The 24,994-nt window shown below is 64.9% G+C and carries 21 protein-coding genes; 13 read left to right on the top strand and 8 right to left on the bottom strand.

What is annotated here, in order from left to right; all coding sequences use genetic code 11:
* Positions 1-143: 143 nt before the first annotated feature.
* Complete coding sequence (locus AB7G19_RS13100; protein WP_063982032.1) at positions 144-1,463, top strand: dicarboxylate/amino acid:cation symporter; 1,320 nt, start codon at positions 144-146, stop codon at positions 1,461-1,463.
* A gap of 8 nt (positions 1,464-1,471) precedes the next feature.
* On the opposite strand, the gene AB7G19_RS13095 is transcribed toward AB7G19_RS13100, so the two are convergent.
* Entirely contained in the window at positions 1,472-2,845 is a 1,374-nt protein-coding gene (locus tag AB7G19_RS13095) for a hypothetical protein (protein ID WP_441268823.1), read from the bottom strand.
* 101 nt (positions 2,846-2,946) lie between these two features.
* The gene (locus AB7G19_RS13090; protein ID WP_166100278.1) at positions 2,947-4,221 is read right to left on the bottom strand and encodes an allantoate amidohydrolase; all 1,275 of its coding nucleotides are present in this window, start codon (positions 4,219-4,221) and stop codon (positions 2,947-2,949) included.
* 399 nt (positions 4,222-4,620) lie between these two features.
* On the opposite strand from AB7G19_RS13090, the gene AB7G19_RS13085 reads away from it, so the two are divergent.
* Genes AB7G19_RS13085 through AB7G19_RS13060 form a run of 6 tightly spaced genes read left to right on the top strand, consistent with a single transcriptional unit; the run spans position 4,621 to position 10,493 of the window.
* Entirely contained in the window at positions 4,621-5,733 is a 1,113-nt protein-coding gene (locus AB7G19_RS13085) for a BMP family ABC transporter substrate-binding protein (RefSeq protein ID WP_441267851.1), read from the top strand.
* Entirely contained in the window at positions 5,730-6,842 is a 1,113-nt protein-coding gene (locus AB7G19_RS13080; protein WP_441267850.1) for an ABC transporter permease, read from the top strand. The genes AB7G19_RS13085 and AB7G19_RS13080 overlap by 4 nt, the downstream gene beginning before the upstream one ends.
* A gap of 1 nt (position 6,843) precedes the next feature.
* Complete coding sequence (locus AB7G19_RS13075; RefSeq protein ID WP_038957599.1) at positions 6,844-7,770, top strand: ABC transporter permease; 927 nt, start codon at positions 6,844-6,846, stop codon at positions 7,768-7,770.
* Positions 7,771-7,781: 11 nt separating this feature from the next.
* Positions 7,782-8,465 carry a biuret amidohydrolase gene (biuH, locus tag AB7G19_RS13070; RefSeq protein WP_354096633.1) on the top strand — a complete coding sequence of 228 codons (684 nt, stop codon included), beginning with the start codon at positions 7,782-7,784 and terminating at the stop codon, positions 8,463-8,465.
* The gene (locus AB7G19_RS13065; protein WP_354266771.1) at positions 8,462-9,994 is read left to right on the top strand and encodes an ABC transporter ATP-binding protein; all 1,533 of its coding nucleotides are present in this window, start codon (positions 8,462-8,464) and stop codon (positions 9,992-9,994) included. The genes biuH and AB7G19_RS13065 overlap by 4 nt, the downstream gene beginning before the upstream one ends.
* 13 nt (positions 9,995-10,007) lie before the next feature.
* Positions 10,008-10,493, top strand: a complete 486-nt coding sequence (locus AB7G19_RS13060; protein WP_441267849.1) for a nucleoside deaminase — start codon at positions 10,008-10,010, stop codon at positions 10,491-10,493.
* Between the two features lie 190 nt (positions 10,494-10,683).
* On the opposite strand, the gene AB7G19_RS13055 is transcribed toward AB7G19_RS13060, so the two are convergent.
* Positions 10,684-11,793 carry a hypothetical protein gene (locus AB7G19_RS13055; protein ID WP_354130744.1) on the bottom strand — a complete coding sequence of 370 codons (1,110 nt, stop codon included), beginning with the start codon at positions 11,791-11,793 and terminating at the stop codon, positions 10,684-10,686.
* Positions 11,794-12,367: 574 nt separating this feature from the next.
* Here AB7G19_RS13055 and AB7G19_RS13050 point away from each other — a divergent pair.
* The 4 genes from AB7G19_RS13050 to AB7G19_RS13035 all read left to right on the top strand — a co-directional run bounded on the left by AB7G19_RS13050 (position 12,368) and on the right by AB7G19_RS13035 (position 17,073).
* A complete protein-coding gene (locus AB7G19_RS13050) occupies positions 12,368-13,939 on the top strand; it encodes an ABC transporter ATP-binding protein (protein WP_441267848.1) in 1,572 nt (523 codons plus the stop codon).
* Entirely contained in the window at positions 13,923-15,014 is a 1,092-nt protein-coding gene (locus AB7G19_RS13045) for an ABC transporter permease (protein ID WP_441267847.1), read from the top strand. Before AB7G19_RS13050 ends, AB7G19_RS13045 begins: the two co-directional genes overlap by 17 nt.
* Positions 15,001-15,918 carry an ABC transporter permease gene (locus tag AB7G19_RS13040; RefSeq protein ID WP_441267846.1) on the top strand — a complete coding sequence of 306 codons (918 nt, stop codon included), beginning with the start codon at positions 15,001-15,003 and terminating at the stop codon, positions 15,916-15,918. The genes AB7G19_RS13045 and AB7G19_RS13040 overlap by 14 nt, the downstream gene beginning before the upstream one ends.
* A gap of 78 nt (positions 15,919-15,996) precedes the next feature.
* Positions 15,997-17,073 (top strand): BMP family ABC transporter substrate-binding protein, encoded by a 1,077-nt coding sequence (locus AB7G19_RS13035; RefSeq protein WP_441267845.1) that lies wholly within the window; start codon positions 15,997-15,999, stop codon positions 17,071-17,073.
* A gap of 109 nt (positions 17,074-17,182) precedes the next feature.
* On the opposite strand, the gene AB7G19_RS13030 is transcribed toward AB7G19_RS13035, so the two are convergent.
* Positions 17,183-18,532 carry an 8-oxoguanine deaminase gene (locus tag AB7G19_RS13030; RefSeq protein WP_441267844.1) on the bottom strand — a complete coding sequence of 450 codons (1,350 nt, stop codon included), beginning with the start codon at positions 18,530-18,532 and terminating at the stop codon, positions 17,183-17,185.
* Between the two features lie 151 nt (positions 18,533-18,683).
* Here AB7G19_RS13030 and AB7G19_RS13025 point away from each other — a divergent pair, with 151 nt between their 5' ends.
* The gene (locus tag AB7G19_RS13025) at positions 18,684-19,511 is read left to right on the top strand and encodes an FAD binding domain-containing protein (protein WP_441267843.1); all 828 of its coding nucleotides are present in this window, start codon (positions 18,684-18,686) and stop codon (positions 19,509-19,511) included.
* Complete coding sequence (locus AB7G19_RS13020; RefSeq protein WP_441267842.1) at positions 19,508-22,234, top strand: molybdopterin-dependent oxidoreductase; 2,727 nt, start codon at positions 19,508-19,510, stop codon at positions 22,232-22,234. The genes AB7G19_RS13025 and AB7G19_RS13020 overlap by 4 nt, the downstream gene beginning before the upstream one ends.
* Here AB7G19_RS13020 and uraD read toward each other — a convergent pair.
* The 4 genes from uraD to AB7G19_RS13000 all read right to left on the bottom strand — a co-directional run bounded on the left by uraD (position 22,231) and on the right by AB7G19_RS13000 (position 24,850).
* Entirely contained in the window at positions 22,231-23,118 is an 888-nt protein-coding gene (uraD, locus tag AB7G19_RS13015) for a 2-oxo-4-hydroxy-4-carboxy-5-ureidoimidazoline decarboxylase (RefSeq protein ID WP_441267841.1), read from the bottom strand. The genes AB7G19_RS13020 and uraD overlap by 4 nt on opposite strands.
* 5 nt (positions 23,119-23,123) lie before the next feature.
* Positions 23,124-24,059: an allantoinase PuuE gene (gene puuE / locus AB7G19_RS13010; RefSeq protein WP_063982017.1), complete on the bottom strand. Its 936-nt coding sequence runs from the start codon at positions 24,057-24,059 to the stop codon at positions 23,124-23,126.
* Positions 24,060-24,473, bottom strand: a complete 414-nt coding sequence (locus AB7G19_RS13005) for a DUF3830 family protein (RefSeq protein ID WP_014493672.1) — start codon at positions 24,471-24,473, stop codon at positions 24,060-24,062. It lies immediately after the preceding gene.
* A gap of 89 nt (positions 24,474-24,562) precedes the next feature.
* Complete coding sequence (locus tag AB7G19_RS13000; protein WP_038934641.1) at positions 24,563-24,850, bottom strand: hypothetical protein; 288 nt, start codon at positions 24,848-24,850, stop codon at positions 24,563-24,565.
* Positions 24,851-24,994: the final 144 nt, after the last annotated feature.

The raw sequence follows: 24,994 nt of genomic DNA, 5'->3' as shown, positions 1-24,994 counted from the left end.
TGCCGACTTGCAAACGGAAGAGCGCGCGCAAGAATCCCGGATTATGCGCGCCCTGGATCACTTCCAAGACCAGGCCGCGACAATCTGGCACGGTTGTTGCTCCTTTTTGACGTCCAAGACGCGTCAAACCGGGGGAGTCCACCATGTCGACCATCACCGCGGCACCTACCGCCGAGCCGAAGCCGCTCTACACCTCGCTGTTCGTCCAGGTCCTCGCCGCGCTGGTGCTTGGCGTCATCCTGGGGATGGCCGTTCCGGACTTCGCCATCGGGCTCAAGATCCTCAGCGACGCCTTCCTGAAGCTGATCTCGATGATCGTGGCCCCGATCGTGTTCTGCGTCGTCGTGCACGGCATTGCCGGTGCCGGCGACCTCAAGAAGGTCGGCCGGGTCGGCGTCAAGGCGCTGGTCTATTTCGAGGTGATGACGACGGTCGCCCTCGTGGTCGGTCTGCTGCTCGCCTATCTCTTCGGTCCCGGCCACGGCATGAACATCGATCCCTCGACGCTCGACGCCAAGGCGCTCAACACCTATGCCGACAACGCGCACAAGCTGTCCGGCGGCGGCATCGGCGCCTTCCTGATGAATGTGATCCCCAGCACCTCCTTCGATGCGCTGTCGCGCAACGACGTGCTCCAGGTGCTGTTCTTCGCGGTCCTGTTCGGTGTTGGCCTTGCGCTCGTCGGCGGCGAGAAGGGCGCGCTGGTCACATCGATCATCGACGCGGCCTCCACCGTGCTGTTTCGGGTCATGGGGCTGATCGTGCGGGTCGCGCCGCTCGGCGTGCTCGGCGCGGTCGCCTATACCGTCGGCAAATACGGCGTCGGCTCGCTGAAGCAGCTCGTCTCGCTGGTGATGCTGTTCTACGTCTCGGTCGGCATCTTCGTGCTGGGCGTGCTCGGCGGCGTGATGGCGCTCGCCGGAATCAACATCCTCAAATTCCTCGCTTACCTGCGCGAAGAGCTGACCATCGTGCTCGCGACCGCATCCTCCGATGCCGTGCTGCCGCAGATCATGAAGAAACTGGAGCGGATGGGCGTGAAGGATTCCGTGGTCGGCCTCGTCATCCCAACCGGCTATTCCTTCAACCTCGACGCTTTCTCGATCTACCTGACGCTCGCCGTCGTCTTCATCGCGCAGGCGACCAACACGCCGCTGTCCTTCGGCGACCTCCTGCTGGTGCTCGGCGTCTCGCTGATCACGTCGAAGGGCGCGCACGGCGTGCCGGGCTCGGCGATCGTGATCCTGGCCGCGACGCTCAACGCGGTGCCGAGCATTCCTGCGATCGGCCTCGTGCTGGTGTTGTCGGTCGATTGGTTCATCGGCATGGCCCGCGCGGTCGGCAACCTCGTCGGCAATTGCGTGGCGACGGTGGTGGTGGCCGCCTGGGAAGGCGATCTCGACCGCGCCAAGGCGGCCAAGGTGCTGGAGGGCGGCGAACTGGTGGACGTGACCGCGGGATAGGCCGCGGATCAATCATTCCACTGGAGGAGCGGCGTTCCATACGCCCTCCTCCAGACCGACAGGAAGCGCGGAAACCAGGAATGCGCCACGGCGCCCTTATAGGCCCAGGTGCGATACTTGAGCCCCTGCTCCGAGATCAGCTCCTGATAGCCGCCATGGACCTCGGTCGCGGTCCGAATGTCCTTCAATATCCCCTGCGCGCAAGCCCGATAGGTATCGCTCCCTGAGGCTTCATCAAAATCCAGCATCCGATCCGCGAATTCGACATTGAATGTCGGCCACGACGAACGCCCCTGATAGGCCGGCGCCGCGATCTTGTGGATCATCTTGTTCCGTGGATTATCCGCGGACACCAGGAAGTGGAACGTGCTGGGGATGCGAAAGCGCGGCTCGGCGATGATCAGATCCGTCGTAGCCGCAAACAGCGCCCGCTCGCTGGCATCGTTCATGTCCCAGAAGCCGCGATGCACGCTGACGAAATCCAGGGCCACCAAGGACACCGGTGCGCCCGCCGGGCCGTCAAGCGAATGCCTGATATAGCCGTCCTTGCCGAACAAACGGAGCAGATCCCTCTTGTACTGCGCAAGGTCGCGACCGAGCAGCCGCTTCAGTTCGTTCTCGTCGACGATCCCGAGCTGCACGCCCCACACGAACGTCGTGTAGACGCAGGCGTTGGTGACGAAGCGCCTGCGCTCGGCCCGCGTATCCGTTGCCGCAGAGCGAGGTCCGCCGGCATCGCACAGCAAATACCTGGTACCGTCAGCGTCAAACGGCTCAAGCTCACTCGCGAGCTGAAGGATCGCGCGCTTCAGGTCGACGCCATATTCGGCCAGCAGCAGGCGGCCGGCATGTGCGCATTGCGACATCGCCAGATAGGAAGACGCTCTCTCGTCGGCACCTATCATCTGCTGGAGACCGGCGAGAATGCCGAGCAGCGTGTCCGAGGGCCGCGAGAAATAATTCACGCCGAGGTACCGCCCGCGTCCCGCAGGAACGATGGTCGTCGTGACCACGTCGGCGCGAACCGCCTCCAGCAGGAGGCGAACGCTCTTTTCGAGCAGGCGCGCCCGGCGCACTGCGTCCTGCGAATCCATGATGGTTTCGGGATCGAGAACGTCGGGATAAAACCAGGCGAAGTCGCGCGGGTAATAGGCGGAGGCGTGCGGCGCTCCCGTGACGAGGAAGGCCTCGGTCACCGAAAAGGCACTGTCCATCGAGTGCCGGTAGAGGTCCTCGATGTCCGACAACGCATGATGCGATTGTCTCAGGAAGCGATCACCGAGAAAATTGACCGCCTGAAGCGCGTTGGCGACGAAGGTCGCAGCCATCCCCTGGTAGAACCGGTTCTCACGATGTGATGGAAGAGAGATGTCGCTGTTCATATGCGTCAATCGGCTGATGTCTCGTGACCCCGTGATGGCGGCCACCATTTTAAACATGACTGATTCGTATCTCTACCCGGTGACTTGCGGGCTTCGGGCTATCAGGTCGCGCCGGCACGGCCCTCCTGCGGCCTGAAATTCTCGATCACCCGCAGCAGCACGCGCGCGCCGGCATCGGCATCGGCGAGCTCGACGTGCTCGTCCGGGTGGTGGCTGATGCCGCCGCGGCAGCGGACGAAGATCATGCCGACATCGGCGATATCGATCATCGCCATGCCGTCGTGCCCTGCCCCGCTCGGCAGCTCGAACACCGACGCGCCTTCGGCAGCGATCGCCTGCGCGATCTGATCCTTCAGCCAGGGTGCGCAAGGCGCGGTGCGGTTCTCGTGCGTGACGTCGAGCTGAAGCGCCAATTGCCGGCGCTTGGCGACGGCCTCGATCTGCCGGACGACGTCGGCGACCGCGCGCTTGCGATGCATGTCCGTCGGTGCCCGCATGTCGATGGTGAACGACACTTCGCCCGGGATGACATTGGTCGCGCCGGGCCTCGCCTGGATATAGCCGACGGTGCCGACCAGCCCGTCCGCGTCGGTACGGCAAAACTGCTCGATCGCGCCGATGCATTCGGCCGCGCCGGCGAGCGCATCACGGCGCAGCGCCATCGGCACGGTGCCGGCGTGACCGGCCATGCCGGTCAGCCGCGCAGCGAGCCGTGTCGCGCCCGCAATCGCAGTGACGACACCGACGGGCAGGTTCTGGGCTTCCAGCACCGGGCCCTGCTCGATGTGCAATTCGAGATAGGCGAGCAGTTCGCGCCGGGCCCGCGCAGCCGCGCCGATTAGATCGGGATCGAGGCCGAACGCGACGAGCGCATCGCGCATCGACACGCCGTCGCGGTCGCGCGTGTTCAGGACGCTCTCGTCGAAGGTGCCAGCCACCGCCCGGCTTCCGAGCAGCGTCGAAGCGAAACGTACCCCCTCTTCATCGGCAAAGCCGATCACCTCGATCGCGAACGGCAGGCGCTTGCCGCGGCGATTGAGATCGGCGACGCAGGCGACCGCCGTGATCACCCCCAGCGGCCCGTCCCATTTGCCGGCATCGCGCACCGTGTCGTAGTGCGAGCCGAGCATCAGGCAGGGCGCCCCCAACTGCTCGCCTTCGTAGCGTCCGCAGACATTCCCGATCGCATCGAGATGCGCGCTCATGCCGGCTTCGCGCATCCAGCCCAGGATGAGGTCAGCGGCCTTGCGCAGTTCGTTGGTGAGGTAGATGCGGGTGAGCTTGTCGCCGTCTTCCGAGATCGCGGCGAGCTCGTCGATCCGTCGCACGATCTCCTCGCCGAGCGATGCATTCTGAACGGCGTTACCAGCAACCATCTCGACGAGCTTCCCATCTCTTGGGACCGCGGCGGCGGTCCTGGCGGCGATCGATACAAGTTCGGTGCCAGCAAAAAATCACGACCGCGGTCCCGATCCGCGCGTGGGTAGCATGAATGCGGGTTGCCGGCAGTTCGTAGCTCCCGCCATGCACACACGCGCCCTGGCCTGGCTGCTTAACTCAATTGCATACAACTGATATATTTTGCTCAAAAATTAATCTGCCGGCGTACTCGGCAGGATTCTGAAAATTTATAAATACGATACTTTTCAATAACTTCAGATCAATTGACCACTCCGTGGCCTCTGGCACGAAGCTTGCGACATCTTATCCCCAGGCTCCGCCAGACCGGCGCGGCCGCGAGATTAAGGCGGGACATCCGCCAAGGGGAGCGAGCAATGGATTTCGGCAAGATTTCACGACGTCATTTGTTGCAGGGCGGCGCGGCCCTGACCCTCGGTGCGGCTGCGGGCGTCCGTCCCGCCTTCGCGGCCGATACCACCATCGGCTTCATCTATGTCGGCTCGCGCGACGACTACGGCTACAACCAGGCGCATGCGCAGGGCGCGGCGGCACTGAAGAAAATTCCGGGGCTGAAGGTCGTCGAGGAAGAGAAGGTGCCGGAGACCGACGCGGTCGAGAAGACGATCGAGTCCATGATCAACCTCGACGGCGCCACCCTGCTCTTCCCGACCTCGTTCGGCTACTACAACCCGCACATGATCAAGATGGCCACCAAGTTCCCGAAGCTGCGCTTCGAGCACTGCGGCGGCCTGTGGAGCGACAAGGATCCAAAGAACGCCGGCAGCTATTTTGGCTATATCGACGAGGCCCAGTACATTTCGGGCATCGTTGCCGGCTACACCTCCAAGAGCGGCAAGCTCGGCTTCGTTGCCGCCAAGCCGATCCCGCAGGTGCTGCGTAACATCAACGCCTTCGCGCTCGGCGCCAGGCTCGCCAATCCCAAGGCCACCACGCAGGTTATTTTCACTGGCGATTGGTCGATGCCGGTCAAGGAGGCCGAAGCCACCAACAGCCTGATCGATCAGAGCGTCGACGTGCTCACCTGCCATGTCGACGGTCCGAAGACCATGGTCGAGAACGCCGCACGCCGCGGCGCCTTCGTCTGCGGCTATCACACCAACCAGTCGCCGCTGGCGCCGAAGGCGTATCTCACCGGTGCCGAGTGGAATTGGGAAGCGCTCTATCCGAAGTTCGTGAAGATGATCGCCGCCGGCGAAAGCATCCCGAACTTCTATCGCGGCGGCCTCAAGGAAGAGATCGTCAAGACCTCGCCCTACGGTGAGGCAGTCTCCGCCGAAGCGCGCAAGCACGCCGACGAGGTCAAGGCCAAATTCCTGTCGGCGGAGGGCTACGCCATCTTCAAGGGCGGCTTGGTCGACAACAAGGGCAAGACGGTGATCGCAGCCGGCACCGATCGCGGCCAGAAGGATCCCGAACTTGAGAAGATGGACTACCTGGTCGAAGGCGTGATCGGAGCGACTTCGTGACAACGGAAGCCGCGGATTCTACTGAAGCGGCCGGGACAATTGCCCCGGCCGCCGATCCCGGCTTTCTCCAGCGCCACGGCGCGACAATCGAATACATCCTGATCCCGGGCGCGGCGCTGGCCGGCGCGCTCGTGATCTTCGGCATCTTCGTCGCGATGTTCGGCAAGAACCCGCTCGACCTCTATTTCTACATGTACTACGGCGCTTTCGGCACCTGGTTCTCCTGGCAGAATACGTTGACGCGTGCCGCGCCGCTGATCCTCACCGCGCTCTGCACCGCACTGCCGGCACAGCTCGGCATGGTCATCATCGGCGGCGAAGGCGCGCTCCTGATCGGCGCGTTATCGGCGACCAGCGCCGCGCTGGCGCTTCAGGGCATGCCGCCGCTCGTCGTCCAAATTGCCATGGTCGTCGGCGGCGTGATCGGCGGCGGTCTGTGGATCATGCTGTCGGGCGGCTTGCGCCAGTATCGCGGCGTCAACGAGACCATCTCGAGCCTGCTGCTCGTCTACATCGCGCTCGCGATCCTCAATCACCTCGTCGAGGGGCTGATGCGCGATCCCGCCAGCCTCAACAAGCCGTCGACGCGCGAGATCGGCGCCGCCAACATGATCGGCAGCATTCCCGGCACCGACGTGCATTGGGGCCTCGTCTTCGGCCTGATCGCCGCGATCGCCGCCTACATCCTGATCTATCACACCGTGTTCGGCTTCGCCGCGCGGGTCGCCGGCGGCAACATCCGCGCCGCAAAGATCGTCGGTCTCGGCGTCAGCAAGCTGATCCTGACCATCTGCTTCCTCGCCGGCGGCGCCGCGGGCCTTGCCGGCATGGTCGAGGTCGCCGCCGTGCAGGGACGCACCAACGCCAATCTTGCGGCGGGCTACGGCTTCACCGGCATTCTCGTCGCCTTCCTCGCCCGGCAGAATCCGCTCGCGATCATTCCTGTCGCGATCCTGCTCGGCGGCATCAGCGCCAGCGGCGGCCTGCTGCAGCGCCGTCTCGGATTGCCCGACGCATCCGTTCTGGTGCTTCAGGGCATCATCTTCGTCTTCGTGCTGGCCAGCGATGCACTTTACGGCCGCATTGGATTGTTGAAGGGAAAATCCTGAGATGGCAGACGGATCGATCGGGCTCTGGACTGTCCCGCTCGCCGTGCTCGGCGGCGCCATCCGCGTCTCGACGCCGTTCCTGTTCGTGAGTCTCGGCGAATGCATCACCGAGCGCTCCGGCCGCATCAATCTCGGCCTCGAGGGCACGCTGGTGATGGGGGCGATGAGCGCCTACGGCATCTCCTATCTCACGGGATCGCCCTGGCTCGGCGTGCTCGCCGCCGGCATCACAGGCGCACTGCTGGGGGCGCTGCACGCCGGTATCTGCTCGCTGCCGCGCGTCAACGATATCGCGGTCGGCATCGCGCTGATGCTGTTCGGCACCGGCCTTGCCTTCTATCTCGGCAAGCCGCTGATCGAGCCCACCGCGCCGCGCCTGCCCGCGATCGATTTTGGCTGGTGGAGCGACGTCCCGCAGGTTCGCGCCGCGCTGCGCGTCAACGTCCTGTTCCTGATCGGCGTCGCGCTGGCGCCGATCCTCTATTGGGCCTTCCGCACCACGCGCTGGGGCCTTTTGATCCGCACCGCCGGCGAGAGCTCCGACGCAGCGCGCGCGATGGGCCACTCCGTGCTGCTGATCCGCCTGCGCGCGACCATGGTCGGAGGTTTTCTTGCCGGCATCGGCGGCTCGTTCCTGTCGCTGTTCTATCCCGGCAGCTGGAACGAGGGCCTGTCCTCCGGCCAGGGCATCACCGCCGTGGCGCTCGTGATCTTCGCGCGCTGGGATCCCCTGCTCTGCCTGTGGGCCTCGCTCGCCTTCGGCGGTGCCGCGGCCCTGGGCCCTGCACTGCAATCGGTCGGCGTCACCTCCGGCTACCACCTCTTCAACGCCGCCCCCTACATCCTGACGCTGGCGATCATGATCATCACCTGCTCGCCGAAACGCACGCTGACCGGAGCCCCGGCCGAATTGTCGATCACCCGCTAGAGAGCGAAATCATGCCCGAGCGCTATATCAAGTCCGAGCCCTACGCCTGGCCCTACAATGGCGATCTCCGCCCCCAAAACACCGCGCTCGTCATCATCGACATGCAGACCGATTTCTGCGGCATCGGCGGCTATGTCGACAAGATGGGCTACGACCTCTCGCTGACGCGGGCGCCGATCGAGCCGATCAAGAAGCTGCTCGCGGCCATGCGCGCCCAAGGCTTTCACATCATCCATACCCGCGAGGGCCATCGCCCCGATCTCTCCGACCTTCCCGCCAACAAGCGCTGGCGCTCGCGCCAGATCGGCGCCGGCATCGGCGATCCTGGTCCCTGCGGCCGTATCCTGGTGCGCGGCGAGCCGGGCTGGGACATCATCGAAGAGCTTGCACCACTGCCGGGCGAGCCGATCATCGACAAGCCCGGCAAGGGCTCGTTCTGCGCCACCGACCTGGAGTTGATCCTGCGCGTGCGCGGCATCGAGAATATCGTGCTGACGGGCATCACGACCGACGTCTGCGTTCACACCACGATGCGCGAGGCCAACGACCGCGGCTTCGAATGCGTCCTGCTGCACGATTGCTGCGGCGCCACCGACAAGAGCAATCACGACCATGCCCTGAAGATGATCAAGATGCAGGGCGGCGTGTTCGGCGCGGTCTCGACGTCGGACGCCTTCATCGGAGCTATTTCGTGATCATCGGCGAAACGCCGCCGCCAGCAGGCGCCTTCGGCGTCGACGCCATCGCCATGACCATGCGCTTCGGCGACTTCCTCGCGCTCGACAATGTCGAGCTGAAGGTGCGGCCGGGCTCGTTCCACGCGCTGCTCGGCGAGAACGGCGCCGGCAAGTCGACGCTTGTCAAATGCATCATGGGCTATTACCACGCGACCGAAGGCGACATCCTCGTCGGCGGCCGCGAGCAGGCGATCGCAAATCCAAAGGACGCTCACGCGCTCGGCCTCGGCATGGTCTACCAGCATTTTACCCTGGTGCCGGCCATGACGGTCGCCGAAAACCTCGTGCTGGCCCGCGACGATGTGCCGGCCGTGGTGAACTGGTCGAAGGAGATGAAGGAGCTCGAGGCTTTTCTGGCGCGGATGCCGTTCAAGGTGCCGCTCGGCGCCAAGGTCTCCGACATCTCCGCCGGGGAGCGGCAGAAATGCGAGATCCTCAAGCAGCTCTATCTGAAGCGCCGCTTCCTGATCCTGGACGAGCCGACCTCGGTGCTGACGCCGGCGGAGGCCGACGAAGTTCTTGGCATGCTCCGCGACATGGTCGTCAAGGGCGAGCTGACGATCCTGATGATCACGCACAAATTCCGCGAGGTCATGGCCTTCGCCGACGACGTCACGATCCTGCGCCGCGGCAAGCTCGCAGGTGCCGGCAAGGTTTCCGAACTCACACCGGATGCGATGGCGCGAACCATGATCGGCGCCGAAGAGCTGACCGTGCAGCCGCCGCGCACCGGCGAAGCTGGCAATGCGCGTTTGGAGCTGGAAAAGCTCCGCGCGCTCGACGATGCCGGTGCCATCGCCGTGCACGACGTCTCACTCACGGTCCGCGCCGGTGAGATCGTCGGCATTGCCGGCGTCTCCGGCAATGGCCAGCGCCAGCTGGTCGAGGTGTTGGCCGGCCAGCGCGAGCCGGAGGGTGGTGAAATTCGCGTCGCGGGCGATTCCTATCGCGCCAGCCGCGAAGAGATGCGCCGCCACAAGATGTCGCTGCTGCCCGAGGAGCCGCTCAAGAACGCCTGCGTCGGCGGCATGAGCGTCGCCGACAACATCGCCTTCCGCGAATTCGACCGCGCGCCCTTCGCAAGCCTCGGCTGGTGGCTCAACCGCGGCGCCTTCCGGGACGATGCGAAGAAGAAGATCGCCCAGTACAAGATCAAGACCCGCACGCCCGATACGCCGATCGCGGCGCTGTCGGGCGGCAACGTCCAGCGCGCCGTGCTGGCGCGCGAGCTTGGCGGCAACGTCGAGGTGCTGATCGCGGCCAATCCCTGCTTCGGCCTCGACTTCGCGGCGGTGGCGCAGATCCACGCCGAGATCATGGCCGCCCGCAACCGTGGCGCCGCCGTGCTGCTCGTCAGCGAGGACCTCGACGAATTGCTCGAACTCTCCGATCGGCTGGTGGTGATGTTCCACGGCGAATTCGTGTATGAAGCACGAACCAGCGAAGCCGATCTCACCGTGGTCGGCCGGCATATGGCGGGGCATTGACCAGGGACGAGCGATGAGCGGCGGATCCGAGCGCGACGAGCACTTCCTCCGCCTGTCCTTTACGGTCGCCCGCCGCTCGCTCACCCATGGCAACCATCCGTTCGGCTGCGTCGTCGTCGATGCCGATGGCAAGGTGCTGATCGAGACCGAGAACGGCTACATGCCCGACCACGACGGCACTGCGCATGCCGAGCGCCTCGCGGCCACGCAGGCCTGCCGTAGGTTCGACCGCGAGGTGCTGGCGAAGGCCACGCTCTATTCCTCCGCAGAGCCCTGCGCGATGTGTGCCGGCGCCATCTACTGGGCCGGCATCGGCCGTGTGGTCTACGGCCTCAGCGAGCACCGCCTGCGCGGCGTCACCGGCAACCATCCGGACAACCCCACGCTCGATTTGCCGTGCCGTCAGGTCTTTGCCAGCGGCCAGCGGCCGACGGAGGTTGTGGGGCCGCTGCTTGAGGACGAGGCCGAAGCGCTGCACGACGGCGTGTGGACGAAGTAGGCGCCGCCACACACTCGGCTTCGTAGCCTTAGTAGGGTGGGCAAAGCGAAGCGTGCCCACCAATCCCAACCGCCCGGAGAGATGGTGGGCACGGCGCGTTGCGCCTTTGCCCACCCTACGCTCTCACAAGCGCCGATGGAGCCGCGCGGACATGCGCGGCGCCATCGTTGTAGCTTGGAGACTCAGCTGATCAGAACTTCACAGTGATACCGCCGTAGACCGTGGATTCGGTGCAGCTGTTGGTGCTCTGGCCGGTCGCGGCGACCGTGCAGACGCCGGGCATGGCGTTGTGGTCGAGGCCGAACTTGTTCTGCCAGTAGCGATAGGCAACCCAGAGATCGACGAAGTGCGAGTACTTGTCACCCCAGGCGGCCTTCGAAGCGTCGAAGGTCAGACGGATCGGTTCGCTGTTCAACTCGACCTTGGAAGCAGTAGAGAACCGGCCAGGGCCGGAGAGCGCGGGAAGGCCGTTCGAGTCGCCCTTCGCTCCATACCAGCCGGCGCGGCCGCTGATCGACCAGAACTGCATGTTCGGCGGCAGGAAACCGAGGTCCATGTAGTAGTTGATTTCGACGGCCCAGGTCGGGTTGTAGCTGACATTGCCATCGGAATTACAGCTCACACCCGGGAGGGGGCCAGCAAAACCGCTGCCGCACTGAGTGAAGGCGTTGTGGTTGGAGAACTCCCAGTACATCAAGGGCGCGACGTTGATGTAGCCCTTGTAAGGAAGATCGAAGGCGAACTGGAGACCGGCAACGACGTCCCGCTTCGCGGGCGCCAAGAAGGTGTTCTCGGAATTGCCATCCATACCGACTTCAAACGAGATGTTCTGCAGCGGCCCCGTGGTGAAGGCCTTGGTGTTGAAGAGCTGGTTCCAGCCGAAGGTCGAGCGGAATAGGCCGTAGATCTCGGTCGCGCCGGCGCAGTCGGCTGCACCGAAGGAGGAGGACAGACCAGGTGCGATACAGGGCGAAGCAGGGTCGTTATGACCCGACTTGAACATGGAGATGGTGAAGAAGTTGGTGCCGTAGGCCCAGAGGTCGAAGTGCGTGAACGAATAAACCTGCTTGGCGGTCGTACCGTTGATGCTGCCGTTCGGATTGACGCTCCACATGCCGGGGTCAGTGCCCTTGGGCATCCAGGAGAACGTGACGCGGTTGTCGATCACCAGGAAGAACGGGACGTCCGACGCTTTCTTGGCAGCCTTGACCGGCAGGTCCGCTGCCTGAGCCAGGCCACTGGTAGCGAGTGTAGCAATCGACAGCGCCGCGGCTGCGATTGCCTTGAAACCAAACGACATCCTGAATACCCCCAAGTTTGGACACGTAAAAATGAACGCCCCTTGGGTGCGACACTTGCGCCGATCTCCCGGAGTGAGAAGCCTCAACTTTTTTCAAGGCATGCCGCTTGTTTCGGCAGGAGGCGGCCTTTCAACCCAGGAATTCGAGGATTTTTTCCGTTTCGCTGCGGCGTGCGTGCGGTGACGCGATGCCGAAGATTCCCGTTTGATTTCATTTGTCTTTTGTGGCGGCGCAAGAATGCAGACACAATTGACGACAGCGACCGTTGGCCCGGTCGGGAATTGCATACGCGCGCAGGCGCGACTTTGCTCAACTTCACGTCAGGCCTGCACAGCGGGTTCCGATTTGGTTTGAGCCGTCACAAATTTGCAACAGGCGTCTCTCGCAGGAGGCCGCCGCAATGGCTCTCCCTGATGTCGGTTGGAAACGATCATCGACTGACGAGGGCCGCGACTCGCGACACAGACCGCCTGCCGAAGCGTTGAGCAAGGGATGACGCTTTTTCACATCTTACGCGACGGTTCAAACTAGCCCACAATTGAGGCACTTCACCCCGTGCCAGCGCATCAGCGAATGTTAGACCAGACGTCCAACGACCTGCATTCCGGCGAGCCCCCTCTGCTTCAGACGATCGGGCTCACCAAGCGCTATGGTGATTTCCTCGCCAACGACTCCATCAGCATCGAGATCCAGCCGAAACAGATCCATGCCCTGCTCGGCGAGAACGGCGCCGGCAAGTCGACGCTGGTCAAGGCGATCTACGGGCTGATCCAGCCCAGCGCCGGCGAGATCCGCTGGCAGGGCCACCCCATCGTGCTGTCGGGTCCGTCAGAGGCGCGCAGCCGCGGCATCGGCATGGTGTTCCAGCATTTCTCGCTGTTCGACAATCTCACGGTCGCCGAGAACGTCGCGCTCGGCCTCGACGGCAGGGAATCCTTCAAGGACATGTCGGCGCGGCTGGAGCAGGTGTCGAAGACCTATGGACTGCCGCTCGATCCCAGGCGCGAGGTCTGGCAACTCTCGGTCGGCGAGCGCCAGCGCATCGAGATCGTCCGCGCGCTGATGCAGGATCCGAAATTCCTGATCCTGGACGAGCCGACCGCCGTGCTGACACCGCAGGAGGCCGACCAGCTCTTCATCGTGCTGGAACGCCTCAAGGCCGAAGGCCGCGCCATCCTCTACATCAGCCACAAGCTCGACGAAGTGAAGCGGCTCTGCGACACCGCCACGATCCTGCGCGGCGGCAAGAAAGTCGAGACCTGCAATCCCCGACTCGAGACCGCGGCCTCACTCGCGCGGATGATGGTCGGCGGCGAGATCAGGGAGGTGAAGGCACCGGCAGGCCGGAAGACCACCGTGCCGCGACTCGTCGTCAACGACCTTTCACTCGCGCCGAGCGAGGCGCATGGCGTGCGGCTCGAGCACATCTCGTTCGAGCTGAAGGGCGGCGAGATCCTCGGCATCGCCGGCGTCGCCGGCAATGGCCAGGACGAGTTGTTCGCCGCGCTCTCCGGCGAGCGCCTGTCGAAGGACCCTGGCACGGTGGTGATCGAGGGCATCGCCGCCGGCCACCTCTCGATCACCCGGCGCCGCAAGCTGGGCGCGGCGTTCGTCCCGGAGGAACGGCTCGGCCACGGCACCGCGCCGCGCATGAAGCTGTCGGAGAACGCGCTACTGACCGGGCACGCCGCCAGCGGCATGGTCCATCACGGCTTCATCGACACCGCGGCGACACTGAAGACCGTGGACCGCGCGACCGAAACGTTCGACGTTCGCAAGGCCAAACGGGATCCGGAAGCTGCGAGCCTGTCCGGCGGCAATTTGCAAAAGTTCATCGTCGGCCGCGAGATCCTGCGCAACCCCGCGGTGCTGGTGGTGAGCCAGCCGACCTGGGGCGTCGATGCCGGTGCCGCCGCCGTGATCCGCCAGGCGCTGCTTGATCTCGCAACCGCAGGCGCCGCCGTGCTCGTCACCAGCCAGGATCTCGACGAGCTCGCGGAGATCGCCGACCGCATCGCCGTGATGTTCCACGGCCGGCTCTCGGCGCCGCTTGTCACGAGCGAAGCCACGCGCGAAAAACTCGGCCTGTTGATGGGGGGCAGCAGCCTGGAGCCGAAGGAGGCCGCGCATGCAGTTGGTGCTTGAGAAGCGCGTCGAGCGTTCCAACACGATCGCGCTGGTCTCGCCGCTCATCGCGATCGGCCTCACGATCGCGACCATGACCGTCCTGTTCGCGATCCTCGGCAAGAATCCGCTTCTGGCGCTGCAAGCCTATTTCATCGCGCCGTTGACCGACGGCTATTCACTGCAGGAGATCGCGGTGAAGGCGACGCCGCTGGTGATGATCGCGATCGGGTTGTCGCTCTGCTATCTCGCCAACGCGTGGAACATCGGCGCCGAGGGCCAATTCCTGATCGGCGCGGTGGCCGGAAGCTGGATCGCGGTGAAGACGCAGGGCACCGATGCCGGGGCCTGGGTGCTGCCGGCGATGCTCGTGCTCGCCGCCGCCGCAGGTGCGCTCTATGCGCTGATCCCGGCGATCTGCAAGGTGAAGTTCGGCGCCAGCGAAATCCTGACCAGCCTGATGCTGGTCTATGTCGCCGACCTCTTCCTCGACTATCTCGTGCGCGGCCCCTGGCGCGATCCGCATGGCTTCAACTTCCCGACTACGGCCGAGTTCGATCCGGTAGCGACGGTGCCGCTGCTGATCGAAGGCGGCCGGCTGCATCTCGGCTCGATCATCGCCCTGCTCGTCGTCGCGGCAGCCGCGATCCTGCTCGGACACACCATCAAGGGCTTCGAGATTCGCGTGGTCGGTGCGGCGCCGCGCGCCGCACGGTTCGGCGGCTTCAACGCCAACCAGTTGGTCATCCTGACTTTCGCAGTGTCGGGCGCGCTCGCCGGGCTCGCCGGCATCATCGAGGTCGCGGGTCCGGTCGGGCATCTCCAGCCCGGCATCTCGCCCGGCTACGGCTTCACCGCGATCATCGTCGCCTTCCTCGGCCGGCTGAACCCGCTTGGAATATTAATTGCAGGCCTTTTTCTCGCATTGACCTTTATCGGCGGCGAGCAGGCGCAGATCGCGATGAAGATCCCGTTGGACGTCACCAAGGTCTTCCAGGGCATCCTGCTGTTCTACGTGCTCGCCTGCGATTCGCTCATTCTCTATCGCTTCAAGCTGGTCTTCCCGAACCGACAGGTGGCCCGTGGAACTGGTTGAAGCCATCATCCTCGCGGTGCTCGCCGCCTCGACGCCGCTGCTGATCGCCGCGACCGGCGAGCTCGTGACCGAGCGCTCCGGCGTGCTCAATCTCGGCGTCGAGGGCATGATGATCGTCGGTGCAGCCTGCGGTTTTGCAGGTGCGTGGCTGACCGGCTCGATCTTCATCGGCGCGCTGTTCGGCATCGTCGCGGGCACGCTGATGTCGCTGGTGTTCGCGCTGATGACGCTCGGGCTCGCCGTCAACCAGGTTGCAACGGGTCTCGCGCTGACCATCCTCGGCGTCGGCCTGTCCGGCCTGATCGGCGCCGGCTTCGTCGGCGAGCGCATCACGCCCGCGATGCACCTCTATATTCCCGGCCTCACGGACATGCCGCTGATTGGCCGGGTGCTGTTCGGCGAGGACGCCTTCGTCTATTTCTCCATCGCACTCGTCATCGGCGTCTGGTGGTTCCTGTACCGCACGCGGGCGGGTTTGATCCTCCGCGCCTGCGGCGACAATCATGTCTCCGCGCATGCGCTCGGCTATCCCGTGCTGCGTATCCGCACCTTCGCTGTGATGTTCGGCGGCGCCTGCGCAGGCCTCGCCGGCGCCTATCTGCCGCTCGCCTACACGCCGTTCTTCATTCCAGGCATGACCGCGGGGCGCGGCTGGATCGCGCTGGCGCTGGTCGTGTTTTCGTCCTGGCGGCCGGGCCGGCTCGTGGTCGGCGCTTATCTGTTCGGCGCGGTGACGATCCTGCAACTCCACGCTCAGGGCTGGGGCGTCGGCATTCCCTCGCAATTCATGTCGGCGCTGCCTTACCTCGCAACCGTCGTCGTCCTGGTCCTGCTCTCACGCGCGCGCACCGGCGGCTCGACCGCGCCGGCCGCGCTCGGCACCGTGTTCGTGCCGGACCGCTAGCGTTTCATTTCCGCGGCGGGCGCGATGGGGCGCGCACGTTGCGGATCGTGGCTGTCCCCTGATGTTTGGAGATTGATGATGAGGAAATCACTTCTTGCGCTGGCTACCGGGCTTTTGCTTGCCGGAAGCGTCAGCGCAGCCTCCGCCGCCGACAAGCTGAAAGTCGGCTTCATCTATCTGGGTCCGATCGGAGACTTGGGCTGGACATACCAGCACGACCTCGCGCGCCAGGCCCTGGTGAAGGAGCTGGGGGACAAGATCGAGACCACCTATCTCGAGAACGTGCCCGAAGGTCCCGACGCCGAGCGCTCCATCGAGCAGCTCGTCCGCGCCGGCAACAAGCTGATCTTCACGACCTCGTTCGGCTACATGGACCCGACGCTGAAAGTCGCCAAAAAATATCCGAACGTGCATTTCGAGCACGCCACTGGCTACAAGCGCAACCCGAACATGTCGACCTACTCGGCCAAATGGTGGCAGGGCCGCTACATCCAGGGCCTGATCGCGGCCAAGATGTCGAAGTCCGGCGTGCTCGGCTATATCGGCTCGTTCCCGATTCCGGAGGTCGTCTCCGGCATCAACGCGACGATCCTCGCGGCGCAGACCATCAATCCGAACATCAAGGTCAAGATCATCTGGGCCAACACCTGGTTCGACCCGGGCAAGGAGGCCGACGCCGCCAAGGCGCTGATCGACCAGGGCGCCGACGTGATCATGCAGCACACGGATTCGCCGGCGGCGATGCAGATTGCCAGCGAACGCGGCAAGCTCGCCTTCGGCCAGGATTCCGAGATGATCAAGTTCGGGCCAAAGACCCAGCTCACCTCGATCCTGGACACCTGGGGCCCTTACTACATCGAGCGCGTCAAGGCCGAGCTCGCCGGCACCTGGAAGTCCGAGGACAGCTGGGGTGGCCTCGACAGCCACATGTTCGCGATGGCGCCCTACACCAACATGCCTGACGACGTGAAGAAGCTCGCCGAGGATGCCCAGGCCGCGATCACAGCGGGCAAGCTGCATCCATTCAAGTGCCCGGTCGTTGGGCAGGACGGCAAGCCGGTCGAGTGCAAAGGTGGCGATCACCTCGATGACGGCCAGATCCTCGGCATGAATTTCTACGTCAAGGGCATCGACGACAAGCTTCCGGGCAAGTAGCACGCTTCTTGCATTGCCTAGATCACCTGCTCCTCCCGGAGGAGGTTCGGAGGGGGTGGCCAGAAGCACCCGGCACTTGTGGTCGCCCCCTCTTTCTTTTTTGCCCGGATTATCCCGCCTGCATCGCCCGCGCCGCGGAACTGTGGCGGCGAATGAGATCGGGAACATCCAGTCCCGGGATCGCGCCGTCGATCACGGCCCATTGTCCCGCCACCATCACCCTGTCGGCCCGATGCGCCCCGCACAGCACCAGCGCGGCCAGCGGATCGCCGTGACCGGAGAAGCGTAGCTCGTCGAGCCTGAACAGGGCGAGATCGGCGGCCTTGCCGACGGCGATCTCGCCCAGCTCCGGCCGGCCGACGCAGGCCGCCGAGCCCTTGGTCGCCCAGCGCAGCGCATCCTTGTGGCTGACCTTGGCCACTCCGTAGCGCGCCCGCTGCAGCAGAAACGCAGCCCTCACCTCCTGCATCAAATTCGATCCGTCGTTCGAGGCCGAGCCGTCGACGCCGATGCCGATGCCGACACCGGCCTCCTCCATCTCGCACACCGGGCAGCAGCCCGACGCCAGAATTTGATTGCTGCACGCGCAATGGCTGATGGTCGTCTTCGCCTTGCCGAGCCGCTTCATCTCCTCCGCATTGAAGAAGATGCCGTGAGCGAGCCAGGTCCGCGCATTGAGCCAGCCGCATTGCTCGAGATAGTCGAGCGGGCGGCAGCCATACATCTGCTGGCAGAATTTGTTCTCGTCCTCGGTCTCGGCGAGATGGGTGTGCAGACGGACGTCGAGCTTGTCGGCGAGATCGGCGGTGGCGCGCATCAGTGACGTCGTCACCGAGAAAGGTGAACATGGCGCCAGCGCAATCTGCACCATCGCATCCGTGCCGCGCTGGTGATGCTTTGCAACCACCCGCGCGCTGTCGGCGAGGATGGTGTCCTCGTCCTGTACGACGCTGTCAGGCGGCAGGCCGCCGTCGCGCTGCGACAGGTTCATCGAGCCGCGCGTGAGCAGCACCCGGACACCGAGCCGTTTTGCGACTGCGACCTCGATATCGACGGACTCCTCGAGTCCCGCCGGGAACACATAGTGGTGATCCGTTGTGGTGGTGCAGCCCGAGAGCAGGAGCTCGGACATCGCCACGGTGACGCCGAGCTCGAGCGATTCCGGCGTCATCCTCGCCCACACCGGATAGAGCGCCTGGAGCCAGGGAAACAGCTCGCGGTCCATCGCCGCCGGCAGCGCCCGCGTCAGCGTCTGGTAGAAATGATGATGCGTGTTGATCAGGCCCGGCAGCACGACATGCTCGCCCGCGTCGAACACCGCGACATCCGCCGTCGCAGGCCTGCCGCCGGCCGGCACGAGCTCGACAATCCGGCCATCCCTCACCACGATCCCGCGCTCGGCACCATCAGCGAGGATGGCGAGGGGATCCCTGATCCAGATCGGCTTTGCATCGCTCATGATCGTGGTCTCCTCACATCCGCTGATGACAAGGCCGGCAAGGCGGCCGCCGGCCCGATCACCTTCATGCTACGACTTGCTTGTTGCGACTTGGCTCCGGTCTTGCAAGACTCATCTGTACGATTCACGGGCGAAAAGCTTTGGCGCAGCCATGGATTTGAATACCATCACGACGGTGGCCCATCCGCAAACGCGCGCGCAGCTGCCCGCCTGGACGGAAGGTGATGCTTGGCTCGCGGGCGGCACCTGGCTGTTCTCGGAGCCCCAGGTCCACCTGAAGCGGTTGATCGATCTCACTGACCTGAAATGGCCGGCGCTGACGATCACCGACACCCATCTCACCATCTCCGCCACCTGCACCATCACGCAGCTCGACGGTTTCGCCTGCCCGCCCGACTGGCTCGCAGCCCCGCTGATCGGCCAGTGCTGCCGGGCTTTCCTTGCTTCATTCAAGATCTGGAAGACCGCGACGGTCGGCGGCAATCTCTGCATGTCGTTGCCGGCGGGACCGATGATCTCGCTCACGTCAGCGCTGGATGGCGTCTGCACCATCTGGAAGGCCGGCGGCGGCGAAGAGAAGATACCCGTCGTCGACTTCGTCATTGGCAACCAGCGCAACCGCCTGACGCCGGGCGACCTGATCCGGCAGATCGATATCCCGATTGCCGCGCTGAAGCGCCGCACGGCCTTTCGCCAGATCTCGCTGGCCCCGGTCGGCCGCTCTGCGGCGCTTCTGATCGGCAGCCTGGACAGCGATGGCACGCTGACGCTGTCGGTGACCGCATCGACGGTGCGACCGATCCAGCTGTCCTTTCGCAAGGCCCCGGACGCGGGCGCGCTTCGCGACGCGATCGCGCAGCAGATCCCGGATGATCTGTACCACACCGATATCCACGGCAAGCCGCTCTGGCGCAAGCACATGACGCTACGGCTCGCCGAGGAGATTCGCGCCGAACTCGTCGGGGCAACGCCGTCATGAGTTTCGAGGTCAACGGCAAGACGTTTCCGCAAGAGCCGCGCGCCGGCCAGTGCCTGCGCACGTTCCTGCGCGAGCTCGGCCATTTCGGCGTGAAGAAGGGCTGCGATGCCGGCGATTGCGGCGCCTGCACCGTGCTGCTCGACGGCGAGCCGGTGCATAGCTGCCTGATCCCGGCATTCCGCGCCGAGGGGCGCGCCGTCACCACGATCGAGGGCCTCGGTGGCGACCATGGCGCGCATCCGATGCAGCAGGCCTTCCTCGATGCGCAGGGTTTCCAATGCGGCTTCTGCACCGCCGGCATGATCCTGACCTGCGCCTCGCTGAACCAGGCGCAGCGCACCGACCTCGGATCGGCGCTGAAGGGCAATATCTGTCGCTGCACCGGCTATCGCTCGATCGAGGACGCGCTGCTCGGCAAGACCAATGTCGAGGAGAGCGTCGAGGCCGGCGCTGCCTTCGGCCGCAGCCTTCCGGCCCCAGCAGGCCCCGACGTCGTGCGCGGCAAGGCGCGCTACACCTTCGACACCCAGATCGACGGCCTGCTGCACATCAAGCTGCTGCGCTCACCGCACGCCCACGCGAAGATCGTCGCGATCGACAAGTCGGACGCGCTACGCGTGCCCGGCGTGCACGCGGTCTTGACGCACGAGGATGCGCCGTCGGTGCTGATCTCGACCGCGCGGCATGAGAAGGACTGGATGGATCCGGAGGATACCCGCATCCTCGATGACGTCGTCCGCTTCATCGGCCAGAAGGTCGCCGCCGTCGTCGCCGAGAGCGAGGCCGCCGCCGAGGAGGCGTGCCGGCGGCTGAAGGTCGATTACGAAATCCTGCCTGCGCTGATCGACCCGGAGCAGGCGATGGCACCGGGTGCACCTGTCATTCATCCTGACCGCACCACCGCAAACCGCATCGCCGATCCCCAGCGTAACCTCGCGGCGGAGACCCATGGCGAATACGGCGACGCGGCGGCGGCACTCGCCACGTCTGCCGTCACCTATGAGGCGACCTTCCACAGCCACCGCGTGCAGCACGCGGCGCTGGAGACCCATGGCGGCCTCGCCTGGCTCGATGCTTCCGGCGTGCTCAATGTCCGCACCTCCACGCAGGTGCCGTTCCTGACACGCCGCGCGCTGTCGGACATCTTTGGGCTTCCCTTGGACAAGGTCCGCGTGTTCTGCGAACGCGTCGGCGGCGGCTTTGGCGGCAAGCAGGAGATGTTCGTCGAGGACATTCTGGCGCTCGCGACGCTCAAGACCGGACGACCGGTCAAGCTGGAGCTGACCCGCGAGGAGCAGTTCATCGCGACCTCGACGCGGCATCCGATGCGGGTCCACATCAAGGCCGGCGCCGATGCCGACGGCCGGCTCACCGCGCTCCAGCTCGAGGTGCTCTCCAACACCGGCGCCTACGGCAATCACGCCGGGCCCGTGATGTTCCACTCGCTGTCCGAGTCCATCGCCGTCTACAACTGTCCGAACAAGAAGGTCGACGGCTTCGCCGTCTACACCAACACGGTGCCGTCGGGCGCGTTTCGCGGCTATGGCCTGCCCCAAACGCAGATCGCGATCGAAGCCGCGATCGACGAATTGGCACGGCAGCTCGGTATCAACCCCTACGACATGCGCCGGCGCAACGTCGTCAAACCAGGCGATCCCATGCTGTCGCCGCCGCCGTCCGAATTTCATGACGTGCTCTATGGCTCCTACGGGCTCGACCAGTGCCTCGACCTCGTCGAACGCGCCATGCAGGCCGATGGCCCGCAGCCGGACTTGACGCCGGAGTGGCTGATCGGCGACGGCGTCGCGCTGACCATGATCGACACAGTGCCGCCGGCCGGCCATCTCGCGGATGCGATGATCGCGCTCAACGACGACGGCGGCTTCGACCTCACCGTCGGCACCGCCGAGTTCGGCAACGGCACCAGCACCGTGCACCGGCAGATCGCGGCGACGACGCTCGCAACCACCGTCGACAGGATCCGCCTGCGACAGTCCGACACCGCCCATGGCGGTCACGACACCGGCGCCTATGGCAGTGCGGGCACCTTCGTTGCGGGCAAGGCAACGCATGCGGCCGCGATGCGGCTTGCGACCGAACTGAAAGCTGCAGCCGCCAGCGCCTGGCTGTGCGACGCAGCGAGTTGCACGCTCGACGACGAAGCCGTCGTCAGCGGCGTCCGGCGCATGTCCTTTGCAGAACTCGCGAAGCTTGCGCGCGAACGCGGGCAGCCGTTCGCGGCCAGCGGCAATTCCGAGGGGACGCCGCGCTCGGTCGGCTTCAACGTCCAGGGCTTTCGCGTTGCCGTGAACAAGGGCACCGGCGAGATCAAAATTCTCCGGAGCGTGCAGGCGGCGGACGCCGGCGTCGTCGCCAATCCCATGCAGTGCCGCGGCCAGGTCGAGGGCGGCGTCGCGCAGGCGATCGGGGCGGCGCTCTACGAGGAGATGGTGATCGACGCAACTGGCCGCGTCACCAACCCGAAATTCCGCGACTACCACCTGCCCTCCTTCGCAGACGTCCCGCGCACGGAGGTCTTCTTTGCTGAGACCTCCGACACGATCGGGCCGCTCGGCGCCAAGTCGATGAGCGAGAGCCCCTACAATCCGGTCACCGCCGCGCTCGGCAATGCGATCGCGGATGCCACCGGCATCCGCTTCACCGCGCCGCCGTTCAAGCCGGACCGGCTGTTTCCGGCACTGCACGAGAAGTTTGGGAATTAACTTCCACGATAGGTCGAGTAGCTCCACGGCGTGACCAGCAGCGGCACATGGTAGTGGCTTTCCGGCTCGCTGATCGCAAAGCGCAGCGGGATCTCGTCGAGGAACGGCGGGTCTGACAGCGGCACGTTGCGCTCGGCGTAATATTTGGCAACGCTGAATTTGAGCTCGTAGCGGCCGATCGGCAGCGGACGGCCGCCGATCAGCGGCTGGTCGGTGCGGCCATCGGCATTGGTGATTGCGCGCGCGATCACGCGGCTCTCACCGAGGCTCGCGAGCTCGACGAGCTCCACCGGGATGCCGGCTGCAGGCTTTCCGGCGTGATTGTCGAGCACATGCGTGGAAAGCCGGCCATGCACTTTCAGCTTGTCGTCGGCGACGACGAGCTGATCGAGCCGCAGCGCGGAGATGCGGCCGATCTCCTCGATCGCGCGCCGCGTCTCGGTCTTGGCGATATTGCGCAACCGCGTCTCGAAGTCGCGCAACACGGAATCCCTGGTGTGACGGCGCACGCAGACGATATAGGGGAAGCCGAATTTTTCGCGGTACGCATTGTTGACGCGCTCGAACGCGGCGTATTCTGCATCCGAGAGACGGTCGAGGCCGGCGCTGTTCTGCTCGTCTGTCGATTCTGCAGTGAGCCCCGCTGCACGCTGGGTCTTGTTGGCGAGATCGGGATGCGCCCGGATCAGCGCGAGCTGCACGTCGGGCTCGGCGGCCTGGATCGCCGCCATCAGCGCTGAGTGCAACTGGTTGATACCGGCGAACGGCCGCTGCCCGGCAAGTTTCTCCGCAATCCACGGTGAATATTCGACGACGTTGGCGAGGGCCGCGACAAAGCTGGCCTTATCAGCAGCATTGAGATCGGCGAGCGAGATTTGCGCCATCGTCCTCACCCGATCTCGAAGGCGTCGGCGGCAAGATGGGCATGCTTGTCGTGCCAGTGCTGCGCGATCTGGAGCCGCGTCGGCACCCAGACGCGATCGTGCTTGCCGATATAGTCGAGGAAGCGGATCAGTCCCGCGGCGCGGCCGGGCCGGCCGGCAAGACGGCAGTGCAGCCCCACCGACATCATCTTCGGCGCGGTCTCGCCCTCGGCATAGAGCACGTCGAAGGCGTCCTTCAGATAGGTGAAGAACTGCTCGCCTTCGGCAAACCCTTGCGGGTTGATGAAGCGCATGTCGTTGGCATCTAACGTATAGGGAATGATGAGCTGCTTACCGTTCGCGCCCTTGACCCAGTAGGGCAGATCGTCGGCATAGGAGTCGCAGAGATAGAGGAAGCCGCCCTCCTCCATCAGGAGGCGGTTGGTGTTGATCGAGGAGCGCCCGGTGTACCAGCCGAGCGGCCGCGAGCCCGTCGCCTCGGTGTGAACGCGAATGGACTCGGCGATCTCGGCACGCTCCTGCGCCTCGGTCATGTCCTTGTGCTCGATCCATTTCAGGCTGTGGCTTGCGATGTCCCAGCCTGACTCCTTCATCGCCGCGACAATCTCCGGATTCCGCTTTAGCGCGGTGGCAACGCCGAACACGGTGGTCGGCCACTTCCGCTCGTTGAACATCCGCCACAGCCGCCAGAAGCCGGCGCGCGAGCCATATTCGAACATCGACTCGATATTGGCGTGGCGCTGGCCCGGCCAGGGCTGCGCGCCGAGGACGTCGGACAGAAACGCTTCCGAGGCGCGATCGCCGTGCAAGATGTTGTTCTCGCCGCCTTCCTCGAAGTTGACGACGAACTGCACCGCGACCCGCGCGTTGTCAGGCCATTGCGGATGCGGCGGGTTGCGGCCGTAACCGCGGAGATCGCGCGGGTAGCGAGTATCCGTCACTCAGACTTCCTCGAAGCGGATCGGCAGGGCGCCCTTCCACAGCACGCTCTTGCCGAGGGTCGCGAGATTCTCGAGGCCCGAGGTCAGCGTGATGAAATGGTTGCCGGCGAGCTGGCCCATTTTGCTGGCGAAGTGTACGCCGCCATAGGCGAGCAGGATCTCGGTTTCGCTGATACCGCCGGGATAGAGGATGATCTGACCCGGCGCGGGATAGCTCGTGTGGTTCTCGTAGCCGACGCCGAAATCGAGATCGCCGAGCGGCATCCAGACGCCCTCGCCGCTCCAGCGCACATGGATGATGTGGCTTTCGAACGGCAGCGCCTTGCGGAACGCAGCGACGGTCTTGGGCGCCAGTTGCTCCTCGAAGCGGGCATCGAAGGTGAAGTCGCCGGCGCGGATAACGAGTTTGCTCATCTCATCTCTCTGGATCGGGGGCTAAAGGCCCACGGGGAATTTTCAAGCAAAGAGCATTCCAGAGGGCTTCACGCAAGTGGCGCGGCCCGTCATCTGCGGTCGTAGGACCAGCCGAAAATACCGCTCCGCCGCACCTCCGGCTCGGGCTCGGCGGCGGGCGCGGCCGAAGGGGGCGCCTCCTTCAGTTCCGCCTGTGGCGGAGGTGGAGGCGGCGCCGGCAGATTCTCGCATTTCATGGAGTAGACCAGCTTGCCGTCCGCGGTCCGCCCGATCGGGGCGCAGGGGTCTGGATGCGCTGCCGAGGTCTTTGGCGTGAGCTTAACCTGCGCGGCCGCCGGCGACGCGATCAGGAGAAGGACCAGCAGATATTTCGACATCGTTGTCGCCTGAGAACTCAATTCGCCTCATTGAACCGGATTGCCGGGGGCAAGTCCACCGGCGCTGCGGGCGCGATTGCCGAATATTTGGCCGGGGCCAGAAAATTTGCTCGCCCCAACGTGATGGCCGCGCTTCAGATCGTG

Source organism: Bradyrhizobium sp. 215_C5_N1_1 (genome assembly GCF_052075935.1).
Lineage (GTDB): Bacteria > Pseudomonadota > Alphaproteobacteria > Rhizobiales > Xanthobacteraceae > Bradyrhizobium > Bradyrhizobium barranii.
Note: the sequence above shows the minus strand (reverse complement) of the source record. Positions and strands in the feature narration are given on the sequence as shown.